Source organism: Micromonospora sp. NBRC 110037 (genome assembly GCF_001652995.1).
Taxonomy (GTDB): Bacteria; Actinomycetota; Actinomycetes; order Mycobacteriales; family Micromonosporaceae; genus Micromonospora; species Micromonospora chalcea.
In genome coordinates this window covers 145,834-158,190 of record NZ_BBVA01000003.1, presented here as the reverse complement: position 1 = coordinate 158,190, position 12,357 = coordinate 145,834, and the positions used below count along the sequence as shown (strand labels likewise).

Sequence of the window (12,357 nt, the reverse complement as noted above, 5' to 3'; positions counted from 1 at the left end):
GCTACCCTAGAACGTCGGCTGTCCGCACCGCGCTGACCGTGCGCGCCCGCGGACCGGCGAGAATCCCAGTTTCAAGCCCCAGGAAGAGACATGCCTCCGAAGAAGAAGCTCGTCAAGACGTTCACGCTTCAGCTGCCGGCGGGCCAGGCCACCCCGGCGCCGCCGGTCGGCCCCGCGCTCGGCCAGCACGGCGTGAACATCATGGAGTTCTGCAAGTCCTACAACGCGCAGACCGAGTCCCAGCGGGGCGACATCGTCCCCGCCGAGATCAGCGTCTACGAGGACCGCACGTTCACCTTCGTGCTGAAGACCCCGCCCGCCGCCCGGCTGCTGATCAAGGCCGCCGGTGTGCAGAAGGGCTCGGGCGTCCCGCACAAGGAGAAGGTCGGCTCGGTCACCCGCGCCCAGCTGCGCGAGATCGCCGAGAAGAAGATGGCGGACCTCAACGCCAACGACATCGACCAGGCCGAGAAGATCATCGCCGGCACCGCCCGGTCGATGGGCCTGACCGTCGCCGACTGATCTCGCTCCACCGCTCCACCCGATCTTTCTGTTCGTGGGAGGGCCGCGCACGCCGCGCGCCCGCCAGAGACCACAGGAGTCACCAGAAATGCAGCGCAGCAAGAGCTACCGCAAGGCCGCCGAGGTCATCGACCGGTCGAAGCTCTACACCCCGGTCGAGGCCGTCAAGCTGGCCAAGGACACCACCAACACCAAGTTCGACGCCACGGTCGAGGTCGCGATGCGCCTCGGCGTCGACCCCCGCAAGGCGGACCAGATGGTTCGCGGCACGGTCAACCTGCCGCACGGCACCGGTAAGACCGCCCGCGTGATCGTCTTCGCCGCCGGCGCGAAGGCCGAGGAGGCCGTCGCCGCAGGTGCTGACGAGGTGGGCACCGACGAGCTGGTCGCCCGCATCCAGGGCGGTTGGCTGGACTTCGACGCGGCGATCGCCACGCCCGACCAGATGGCCAAGATCGGCCGGATCGCGCGGATCCTGGGCCCGCGCGGTCTGATGCCGAACCCGAAGACCGGCACCGTGACCATGGACGTCACCAAGGCCGTCTCGGACATCAAGGGCGGTAAGATCACCTTCCGGGTGGACAAGCACTCCAACCTGCACCTGATCATCGGCAAGGCCTCCTTCTCCGAGGCCCAGCTGGTCGACAACTACGCCGCGGTGCTGGACGAGGTGCTGCGCGCCAAGCCGTCCGCGGCCAAGGGCACGTACCTCAAGAAGGTCACCCTCACCACCACCATGGGCCCGGGCGTCCCGGTCGACCCGAAGGTCGTGAAGAACCTGCAGGAGGCCTCGACCGAGGCCTGAGCAACCAGCACGTCCCGGACGGGGCTCCGCCACCAGGTCGTGGCGGGGCCCCGTTCGTCTGTCCGGTGTGGCAGTCTCGGCGCATGCGGCTCGACGGCGTGTGGTTCCGCTACCACCGGCACGGCCCCTGGGTCCTGCGGCAGGTCGACGTCGCCGTCGGCCCGGGTGAGGTCGCCGTGGTGCTCGGCCGCAACGGGGCCGGAAAGTCCACGTTGCTGCAGCTCACCGCCGGGGTGCTGCGTCCGTCCCGGGGCCGCGTCGCCGACCGGCCGCCGGTGGTCGGCTGGGTGCCGGAGCGCTTCCCCGCCGACCAGCCGTTCACCGTCGGGGCCTACCTGACCGCCATGGGCCGCGTCGCCGGCCTGCCCGGTCCCGCCGCCGACCGGGCGGTGCGCCACTGGGTCGAGCGCCTCGGCCTGGCCCGGTTCCACGACGTCCGTCTGCCCCGGCTGTCCAAGGGCACCGCGCAGAAGGTCGGCCTGGCGCAGGCGCTGCTGCGCCCGCCCGGCCTGCTGGTGCTCGACGAGCCCTGGGAGGGGCTGGACGCCGCCGCCCGCGAGGCGGTCCCCGAGATCATCGGCGAGGTGCTGGCCGCCGGTGGCGCCGTACTCGTGAGCGACCATCGGGGCGAGACCGTCCGGCTGCCCGGTGCCCGGCACTGGTCGGTCACCGACGGCACGGTGACCGAGCAGGCGCCGTCGGGCGGCGCTGCCGTCGCCGTGGTCGAGCTGGCGGTGCCGGCCGCCGGGCTGGCCGCCGCCGTCGCCCGCCTGCGCGCCGACGGCCACCAGATCCTTCGGGTACGCGACCACGCCGTCCCGCCTCCGGCCACGCACCCGGTGCCGGCCTCCGTCGGCCCGTCCGCCGATGACGACTGCCCGGATGCGGACGCGCTATCCGGCCCGGTGGGCCACGTTGACGCCGGGGCCGGGGACTCGGGCCGCCCCGGGCCGGCGCCGGAGGTCGCCCGGTGATCGCGCTGGTCCGGCTGCGGCTGGCCGGCTTCCTGCGTACCGGACGGGCGCTGGCGCCGGTGCTGGCCGGCCTGCTCGTCCTGGGCGTCCTCCACGGCGGCGGCCGGGCCCGCCCGGCGGAGGCCTACGGCGTCTCCGCCGTGGTCCTGTTCCCGGTGCTGGCCTGGCAGGCCAAGATCCTGCTGGACGTCGAGCCCGACGTGCAGCGCCGGCTGGCCCGGGTGGTGGTCGGGCCGGGCCGGGAGTGGGCGGCCGGGCTGCTCGCCGCGCTGGTGGCCGGGCTCGCCGTGGTGGTGGTCGCGCTGGCGCTGCCGTGGCCGCTCGGCGGGGTGACCGCGGCCGTCGCGCCGGGGGAGCGGCCGGTGCTCGTGGGGGTGGCGCTCGGGCTCTGGGCGCACCTGCTCGCCCTGCCCGCGGCGGTGGCGCTCGGCGCGCTGGCCAGCCGGGCCGTGACCCGCAGCGCCGGCTACGGGGTGGCGGTGCTGGTGACCGGCGCGGTCGGGGTGGTGGTGCTGGGGCTCTCCGGCTCGGTCGCGCCGTGGCTGGCCCCACCGGTCATGGCGACCGCGCGGGAGGTCACCGGGCCGGTCGCCACCGGTGCCGGCCTGCTGCTCACCGGCTGGGCGGCGCTCTGGGCGGCGGTGGCGCTCAGCGGCTACGCCTGGGCCCGCCGCACCCGGGCCTGAGGCGCGGTGACCGGGAGCACCGGGGCGCGATTTGGCGCTGCGGTCCCGGTCGCGTAACCTGGTGCGGTAGTTCCACCCAAAGACCGCTGGTCACCGTGCCCCGGCACGGTCGAAGGTCCCGCGACGACGGGCGACCCGCGCAGGGCGGTAAGCGAAATCGGTGTCATGCATGGTCCGCCGACTGTGCCCGTGCCGCCGGCCCTCGCCCCGTGCGCCCTGCGCCGGGGCTTTTTCGTTGTCGTGATGCCTCCGCCGCCGCCGTCGAGCCTTGGCTCGTCGCCGGCGTACCAGCTCCGAGCAACGAGAGAGGAGGGACATGGCGGACAAGCCGATCCGGGCCGACAAGGCCACGGCCGTCGCCGAGCTGACCGAGAGCTTCCGCAACGCGGGGGCGACCGTGCTCACCGAGTACCGCGGGCTCACGGTTTCGCAGCTCACCCAGCTGCGGCGCTCGCTCGGCAAGGAGACCAGCTACACGGTCGCGAAGAACACGCTTGCCAAGCGTGCCGCGGCCGATGCGGGCATCTCCGGCCTCGACGAGCTGTTCTCCGGTCCTACCGCGCTGACTTTCGTTTCGGGCGACGTCGTCGAGGCGGCGAAGGGGCTTCGCGACTTCGCGAAGGCCAACCCGAAGCTCGTCATCAAGGGCGGTGTCTTCGAGGGCAAGGCCATTTCCGCGGCCGAGGTCACGAAGCTCGCCGACCTGGAGTCCCGCGAGGTGCTGCTGGCCAAGCTGGCCGGCGCGATGAAGGGCAACCTGAGCAAGGCCGCGGCCCTGTTCCAGGCGCCGCTCTCCAAGGCCGCCCGCGCGGCGGCCGCCCTGGCGGACAAGAAGCGCGAGCAGGAGGGCGCCGAGGCGGCCTGAGGCCCTCCCGGCGCACCACGTTCTTAGTTTTCATTGCGAGAAAGGACGCCAGACATGGCGAAGCTCAGCACCGACGAGCTGCTCGACGCGTTCAAGGAGATGACGCTGATCGAGCTCTCCGAGTTCGTGAAGCAGTTCGAGGAGACCTTCGAGGTCACCGCCGCCGCTCCGGTCGCCGTGGCCGCGGGCGCCCCGGCCGCCGGCGGCGCTGCCGCCCCGGCCGAGGAGGAGAAGGACGAGTTCGACGTCATCCTCGACGCCGACGGTGGCAAGAAGATCCAGGTCATCAAGGTCGTGCGTGAGCTGACCGGCCTGGGCCTCAAGGAGGCCAAGGACCTGGTCGAGGCCGCGCCGAAGGCCGTCCTGGAGAAGGTCAACAAGGAGACCGCCGAGAAGGCCAAGGCCAAGCTCGAGGGTGAGGGCGCCAAGGTCACCATGAAGTGACCTTGCTCCACCTGACGCGCGTCCGGCTCACGTGAGCCGGGGCACACCGCGTCGCGGCGGGCGGTGATCCGGAATCGGATCGCCGCCCGCCGTGTTGGTGGTCCCGGACGGCAGCGGTGTGAGCAGGGCGTACGACGGCCGTGTGCCGGCTGGTCAGTGGCGTCTGTCGGTAGCCCGTCGGTGGGAAAGACACCCCGACCGGTAACCGGCCCTTGACGCGGCACCGGCCTGCCAGGCACGCTGACATCAGCAAGACTTTCCGCGCTTGCAACGGCCGCCACTCGGGTAATGGCAACGGCAGCACCGCCGCCGCGGCACCCGAGCGGACCGGCAGGAGCGTCGCGTTCCGAGCGGCCCGGACGACCCGGTTTTCCGAGGTCCCAGGGCTTGTTCCGCGACGACCTGCGGGGTGGGCTGGACAGCGGTTAGCCTCTCGGCTACACTGCTAGTTTGCGCTGCCTTCCGACTTGACCCCTGCTCGGAAATGTCCGTTTACGGATAATTCTGGTGGGGTCATTGGAGTGCACGCGTACCAGCCGTTCTGCAGCACCGGTCCTCGGAAGGACGCATCTTGGCAGCTTCCCGCCCTGCGAAGACCAGTCGTACGTCGAGCGCATTCGCGCCCCGCCGAGTTTCTTTCGGTCGGATCACCGAACACCTCGAGGTCCCCAACCTCCTCGCCATCCAGAACGAGTCCTTCGACTGGCTCGTCGGCAACGAGGCTTGGCAGGGCCGGTCGGCGGACGACCCGCACGCACGCTCGGGTCTCGCGGAGATCCTCGACGAGATCAGTCCCATTGAGGACTTCTCCGGCACCATGTCGCTCTCCTTCTCGGCTCCGCGCTTCGACGAGGTCAAGGCCTCGATCGAGGAGTGCAAGGAGAAGGACCTCACCTACTGCGCGCCGCTGTTCGTGACCGCGGAGTTCACCAACAACACCACTGGCGAGATCAAGAGCCAGACCGTGTTCATGGGTGACTTCCCGATGATGACGCCGAAGGGCACCTTCATCATCAACGGCACCGAGCGCGTCGTGGTCAGCCAGCTCGTCCGCTCGCCGGGCGTGTACTTCGACAAGCAGCCGGACAAGACCTCCGACCGCGACCTCTCCAGCGTCAAGGTCATCCCGAGCCGGGGTGCCTGGCTGGAGTTCGACATCGACAAGCGCGACACGGTCGGCGTTCGCATCGACCGCAAGCGCCGCCAGGCCGTCACCGTCCTGCTCAAGGCCATCGGGTGGTCCGCCGAGCGCATCCGTGAGAAGTTCGGCTGGTCCGAGCTCATGATGACCACGCTCGAGAAGGACCACATCGCCGGCCAGGACGAGGCCCTGCTCGACATCTACCGGAAGCTCCGCCCCGGCGAGCCGCCGACCCGTGAGAACGCCCAGACCCTGCTCGACAACCTCTTCTTCAACCCGAAGCGGTACGACGTCGCCAAGGTCGGGCGCTACAAGTTCAACAAGAAGCTCGAGCTGGACGTGCCGATCACCACCGGCACGCTCACCGAGGACGACATCGTCGCCACCGTGGAATACCTCTGCCGGCTGCACGCCGGTGAGGAGGGCTACGAGGCCGACGACATCGACCACTTCGGCAACCGTCGCCTGCGTACCGTGGGCGAGCTGATCCAGAACCAGGTCCGGGTGGGTCTCTCCCGGATGGAGCGGGTCGTCCGCGAGCGGATGACCACCCAGGACGTCGAGGCGATCACGCCGCAGACCCTGATCAACATCCGCCCGGTGGTGGCGGCGATCAAGGAGTTCTTCGGCACGTCGCAGCTGTCCCAGTTCATGGACCAGACCAACCCGCTGGCGGGCCTGACCCACCGGCGCCGGCTGAGCGCGCTCGGCCCTGGTGGTCTGTCCCGTGAGCGGGCCGGCTTCGAGGTCCGGGACGTGCACCCGTCCCACTACGGCCGGATGTGCCCGATCGAGACGCCGGAAGGCCCGAACATCGGCCTGATCGGCGCGCTCTCCACGTTCGCCCGGGTCAACCCGTTCGGCTTCATCGAGACGCCGTACCGGAAGGTCATCGACGGCCGGGTCACCGACCAGATCGACTACCTGACCGCGGACGAGGAGGACCGGTTCGTCAAGGCGCAGGCCAACGCCCCGCTGAAGTCGGACGGCACCTTCGCCGAGGACCGCGTCCTGGTCCGCCGTAAGGGCGGCGAGACCGAGGACGTCGCGCCGGGCGCCGTGGACTACATGGACGTGTCGCCGCGGCAGATGACCTCGGTCGCCACCGCGATGATCCCGTTCCTGGAGCACGACGACGCCAACCGCGCGCTCATGGGCGCGAACATGCAGCGTCAGGCGGTGCCGCTGGTCAAGGCCGAGGCCCCGCTCGTCGGTACGGGCATGGAGTACCGCGCCGCGGTCGACGCCGGTGACGTGGTCGTCGCCGAGGTCGGCGGTGTGGTCGAGGACCTCTGCGCGGACTACATCACGGTCCACCAGGACGACGGCCACCGCCGGACGTACCTGCTGCACAAGTTCCGCCGCTCCAACGCCGGCTCCTGCGTCAACCAGAAGCCAGTCGTCTTCGAGGGCGACCGCGTCGAGGCCGGTCAGGTCATCGCCGACGGTCCGTGCACCGACGAGGGCGAGATGGCGCTCGGACGCAACCTGCTGGTGGCGTTCATGTGCTGGGAGGGCCACAACTACGAGGACGCGATCATCCTGTCGCAGCGCCTCGTGCAGCAGGACGTGCTCACCTCGATCCACATCGAGGAGCACGAGGTCGACGCCCGGGACACCAAGCTCGGCCCGGAGGAGATCACCCGCGACATCCCGAACGTCAGCGAGGAGATGCTCGCCGACCTCGACGAGCGCGGCATCATCCGGATCGGCGCCGAGGTCGTCCCCGGCGACATCCTGGTCGGCAAGGTCACCCCGAAGGGTGAGACCGAGCTGACCCCCGAGGAGCGGCTGCTCCGCGCGATCTTCGGCGAGAAGGCGCGCGAGGTCCGGGACACCTCGCTGAAGGTGCCGCACGGCGAGACCGGCACGGTCATCGGTGTGCGTACCTTCTCCCGCGAGGACGGCGACGAGCTGCCCCCGGGCGTGAACGAGCTGGTCCGGGTCTACGTGGCCCAGAAGCGCAAGATCCAGGACGGTGACAAGCTCGCGGGCCGCCACGGCAACAAGGGCGTCATCTCCAAGATCCTGCCGATCGAGGACATGCCGTTCCTGGAGGACGGGACCCCGGTCGACATCGTGCTGAACCCGCTCGGCGTGCCGTCCCGGATGAACATCGGCCAGGTCCTGGAGACCCACCTCGGGTGGGTGGCCAAGACCGGCTGGAGCGTGGACGGCGACGACGAGGAGTGGAAGCGCCAGCTCCGCTCGATCAACGCGCACGAGTCCGAGCCGGACACCAACGTGGCCACGCCGGTCTTCGACGGTGCCCGCGAGGAGGAGATCTCCGGTCTGCTGGCGTCGACCCTGCCCAACCGGGACGGCAACCAGCTCATCGGGGGCAGCGGCAAGGCGCAGCTGTTCGACGGTCGTTCCGGCGAGCCGCTGCCCGACCCGATCGCGGTCGGCTACGTCTACATCCTGAAGCTCAACCACCTGGTCGACGACAAGATCCACGCCCGGTCGACCGGTCCGTACTCGATGATCACGCAGCAGCCGCTGGGTGGTAAGGCGCAGTTCGGTGGCCAGCGCTTCGGTGAGATGGAGTGCTGGGCCATGCAGGCGTACGGCGCCGCCTACGCCCTGCAGGAGCTGCTGACCATCAAGTCCGACGACGTCCTGGGCCGGGTCAAGGTCTACGAGGCGATCGTCAAGGGCGAGAACATCCCCGAGCCGGGCATCCCGGAGTCGTTCAAGGTGCTGCTCAAGGAGCTGCAGTCGCTGTGCCTCAACGTCGAGGTGCTCTCCAGCGACGGTGTGGCCCTGGAGATGCGCGAGACCGACGACGAGGTGTTCCGGGCGGCGGAGGAGCTGGGCATCGACCTGTCCCGGCGCGAGCCGAGCTCGGTCGAAGAGGTGTAAGTGGTGAGGTCGGGGGCCGACCGGTCCGCTCTGGGCGGTCAGGCTTGATCCCGACGCGGGCCGGCCGGCCCCCGACCCCGCCCATGATCTAGCTGTAAAGACGACGACATAGGGGACATAGTGCTCGACGTCAACTTCTTCGACGAGCTGCGCATCGGCCTCGCCACCGCTGACGACATCCGTCAGTGGTCCCACGGCGAGGTCAAGAAGCCCGAGACCATCAACTACCGCACCCTCAAGCCGGAGAAGGACGGGCTCTTCTGCGAGAAGATCTTCGGTCCTCAGCGGGACTGGGAGTGCTACTGCGGTAAGTACAAGCGGGTCCGCTTCAAGGGCATCATCTGCGAGCGCTGCGGCGTCGAGGTGACCCGCTCCAAGGTTCGCCGGGAGCGGATGGGTCACATCGAGCTGGCCGCTCCGGTGACCCACATCTGGTACTTCAAGGGCGTGCCGAGCCGGCTGGGCTACCTGCTGGACCTCGCCCCGAAGGACCTCGAAAAGATCATCTACTTCGCCTCGTACGTCGTGACGAGCGTGGACGCCGAAGCGCGTCACCGCGACCTCTCGACCATCGAGAACGAGATCCTGGCCGAGAAGCGGCAGGCGGAGAACAGCCGCGACTCGGAGATCGAGAAGCGGGCCGCCAAGCTGGAGGCCGACCTGGCCGAGCTGGAGGCCGAGGGCGCGAAGGCGGACGTCCGGCGCAAGGTCAAGGAGGGCGGAGAGCGCGAGATGCGCCAGATCCGCGACCGGGCCCAGCGCGAGATCGACCGCCTCGACGAGGTCCTCGACACCTTCCGCAAGCTGGAGCCGAAGCAGCTGGTCACCGACGAGCTGCTCTACCGCGAGCTGCGCGACCGCTTCGGTGAGTACTTCACCGGCAGCATGGGCGCCGAGGCGATCAAGGCCCTGGTCCAGAACATGGACCTGGAGGCCGAGGCGGAGAACCTGCGCGAGACCATCCGCTCCGGCAAGGGCCAGCGGAAGATCCGGGCGCTCAAGCGGCTCAAGGTCGTCGCGGCGTTCCAGAACACCCGGAACTCGCCGCTCGGCATGGTGCTGGACTGCGTCCCGGTCATCCCGCCGGACCTGCGCCCGATGGTGCAGCTCGACGGTGGCCGTTTCGCGACCTCCGACCTGAACGACCTGTACCGGCGTGTGATCAACCGGAACAACCGCCTCAAGCGGCTGATCGACCTCGGCGCGCCCGAGATCATCGTCAACAACGAGAAGCGGATGCTCCAGGAGGCCGTCGACGCGCTGTTCGACAACGGCCGTCGTGGTCGTCCGGTCACCGGCCCCGGTAACCGGCCCCTGAAGTCGCTGTCCGACATGCTCAAGGGCAAGCAGGGCCGGTTCCGCCAGAACCTGCTGGGCAAGCGCGTCGACTACTCCGGCCGTTCGGTCATCGTGGTCGGCCCGAAGCTCAAGCTGCACCAGTGCGGCCTGCCCAAGCAGATGGCGCTGGAGCTGTTCAAGCCGTTCGTGATGAAGCGGCTGGTCGACCTCAACCACGCGCAGAACATCAAGTCCGCCAAGCGGATGGTCGAGCGGCAGCGGCCGGTCGTGTGGGACGTGCTGGAAGAGGTCATCGGCGAGCACCCGGTGCTGCTGAACCGCGCGCCGACCCTGCACCGTCTGGGCATCCAGGCCTTCGAGCCGCAGCTGGTCGAGGGCAAGGCCATCCAGATCCACCCGCTGGTCTGCACCGCGTTCAACGCCGACTTCGACGGTGACCAGATGGCGGTCCACGTGCCGCTGTCCGCCGAGGCCCAGGCCGAAGCGCGGATCCTGATGCTGTCGTCGAACAACATCCTCAAGCCGGCCGACGGCAAGCCGGTCACCATGCCCACCCAGGACATGGTCATCGGTCTCTACCACCTCACCCACCTCACTCCGGGTGGCAAGGGCGAGGGCCGGGCGTTCAGCTCGGACGCCGAGGCGCGGATGGCGTACGACAACGGCGAGCTGCACCTGCAGGCGCCGGTCCGGATCCGGCTGCGCGACGTCGTCGGTGTGGACAACGGCGCCGGCGCCGAGCCGTGGACCGCCCCCGAGGGCTGGACCGAGGGCGAGCCGGTGACCGTGGAGACCACGCTGGGCCGGGTCCTGTTCAACGAGACGCTGCCCCCGGGCTACCGCTTCGTGAACTACGAGATCCGCAAGGGCCAGCTCTCCGCGATCGTCAACGACCTCGCCGAGCGCTTCCCGAAGGTGGCCCTGGCGGCCACCCTGGACGGGCTCAAGGAGGCCGGTTTCCACTGGGCCACCTGGTCCGGCGTCACCATCGGCATGGAGGACGTCATCGCTCCGCCGCGCAAGCGGGAGATCCTGGAGCGGTACGAGAAGGAAGCCGACCGGATCGACAAGCAGTACCAGCGTGGTCTGATGACCGCCGAGGAGCGTCGCGGCGAGCTCATCGAGATCTGGACCAAGGCGACCAACGAGGTCGCCAAGGAGATGGACACCGCGCTGCCGCAGGAGAACCCGCTGTGGAAGATGATCAACTCGGGCGCCCGCGGTAACCTGCTCCAGCTCCGGCAGATCGCGGCGATCCGTGGTCTGGTGGCCAACCCGAAGGGTGAGATCATCCCGCGGCCGATCAAGGCCAGCTACCGGGAGGGTCTGTCCGTGCTGGAGTACTTCATCTCCACGCACGGTGCCCGTAAGGGTCTCGCGGACACCGCCCTGCGTACCGCCGACTCGGGTTACCTGACCCGGCGTCTGGTGGACGTCTCGCAGGACGTCATCATCCGCGAGGAGGACTGCGGCACCGACCGCGCCATCCCGATGCAGGTCGGCGAGCGCATCGACGGCAAGCTGGTCGTGCACGAGCACGCCGAGACCAGCGTGCACGCCCGGACGCTGGCCGACGACATCAAGGGGCCGGACGGCACCGTGGTGGCCCACCGCGGCCAGGACATCAACTCGATCCTGGTGGACGCGATCGTCGCCGCCGGTACCGAGACGGTGCGGGTGCGCAGCGTGCTCACCTGCGAGTCGAAGCTGGGCGTCTGCGGTGCGTGCTACGGCCGCTCGCTGCCGACCGGCAAGACCGTGGACGTCGGCGAGGCGGTCGGCATCATCGCCGCCCAGTCGATCGGTGAGCCGGGTACGCAGCTGACGATGCGTACCTTCCACACCGGTGGTGTCGCGGGTGAGGACATCACCCAGGGTCTGCCCCGTGTCCAGGAGATCTTCGAGGCCCGGGTGCCGAAGGGTAAGGCGCCCATCGCCGACACCCCCGGTCGCATCCGGATCGAGGACGGCGAGCGGTCCCGCAAGATCGTGGTCATCCCGGACGACGGCAGCGACGAGATCGTCTACGACAAGATCTCGAAGCGGGTCCGGCTCCGGGCGCACGACGGCGACCACGTCGAGGTCGGCGAGAAGCTCACCGAGGGCACCATCGACCCGCACGAGCTGCTGCGCATCCTCGGCCCGCGCGCGGTCCAGGTCCACCTGACCCAGGAGGTCCAGGAGGTCTACCGGTCGCAGGGTGTGCTCATCCACGACAAGCACATCGAGATCATCATCCGCCAGATGCTCAAGCGGGTGACGGTCATCGACTCCGGCTCGACCGAGTTCCTGCCGGGTGTGCTGGTCGACCGGGCGCTGTTCGAGTCGGAGAACCGCCGGCTCGTCGGCGAGGGTGGCGAGCCCGCCGCCGGTCGCCCGGTGCTGATGGGTATCACCAAGGCCTCGCTGGCCACCGACTCCTGGCTGTCGGCGGCCTCCTTCCAGGAGACCACCCGGGTGCTGACGGACGCGGCGATCCACGCCCGCAGCGACTCGCTGATCGGCCTCAAGGAGAACGTGATCATCGGTAAGCTCATCCCGGCCGGTACGGGCATCAGCAAGTACCGCAACGTCCGGGTCGAGCCGACCGAGGAGGCGAAGGCCAAGGTCTACTCGATGACCGGCTACCCGGAGACCGACTACGGCTTCGGGCCGGCCAGCGGCCAGGCGGTTCCGCTGGACGACTTCGACTTCGGGTCGTACCGCTAAGCACCAGGAAACGACGAGGCCCCCGGCAGCAGCCGGGGGCCTCGTCGCGT

At 69.5% G+C, this 12,357-nt stretch carries 8 protein-coding genes; all 8 read left to right on the top strand.

What is annotated here, in order from left to right; translation table 11 throughout:
* Positions 1–90: 90 nt before the first annotated feature.
* The 8 genes from rplK to A4R25_RS10670 all read left to right on the top strand — a co-directional run bounded on the left by rplK (position 91) and on the right by A4R25_RS10670 (position 12,307).
* Positions 91–522, top strand: a complete 432-nt coding sequence (gene rplK, locus A4R25_RS10705; protein ID WP_013288647.1) for a 50S ribosomal protein L11 — start codon at positions 91–93, stop codon at positions 520–522.
* 88 nt (positions 523–610) lie between these two features.
* Entirely contained in the window at positions 611–1,327 is a 717-nt protein-coding gene (gene rplA, locus A4R25_RS10700; protein WP_064446621.1) for a 50S ribosomal protein L1, read from the top strand.
* Positions 1,328–1,410: 83 nt separating this feature from the next.
* Positions 1,411–2,301: an ATP-binding cassette domain-containing protein gene (locus tag A4R25_RS10695; protein ID WP_064446620.1), complete on the top strand. Its 891-nt coding sequence runs from the start codon at positions 1,411–1,413 to the stop codon at positions 2,299–2,301.
* On the top strand, positions 2,298–2,987 hold the full coding sequence (locus tag A4R25_RS10690) for a hypothetical protein (RefSeq protein WP_064446619.1): 690 nt from the start codon (positions 2,298–2,300) through the stop codon (positions 2,985–2,987). Before A4R25_RS10695 ends, A4R25_RS10690 begins: the two co-directional genes overlap by 4 nt.
* Positions 2,988–3,303: 316 nt before the next feature.
* Positions 3,304–3,852, top strand: coding sequence for a 50S ribosomal protein L10 (gene rplJ / locus A4R25_RS10685; protein WP_013288643.1), 549 nt, complete (start codon positions 3,304–3,306; stop codon positions 3,850–3,852).
* 54 nt (positions 3,853–3,906) lie between these two features.
* Positions 3,907–4,296: a 50S ribosomal protein L7/L12 gene (gene rplL / locus A4R25_RS10680; protein ID WP_043328232.1), complete on the top strand. Its 390-nt coding sequence runs from the start codon at positions 3,907–3,909 to the stop codon at positions 4,294–4,296.
* 571 nt (positions 4,297–4,867) lie between these two features.
* Positions 4,868–8,299, top strand: coding sequence for a DNA-directed RNA polymerase subunit beta (locus tag A4R25_RS10675; protein WP_030501613.1), 3,432 nt, complete (start codon positions 4,868–4,870; stop codon positions 8,297–8,299).
* Between the two features lie 120 nt (positions 8,300–8,419).
* Entirely contained in the window at positions 8,420–12,307 is a 3,888-nt protein-coding gene (locus tag A4R25_RS10670) for a DNA-directed RNA polymerase subunit beta' (RefSeq protein WP_043328234.1), read from the top strand.
* The last annotated feature ends 50 nt before the right edge of the window (positions 12,308–12,357 follow it).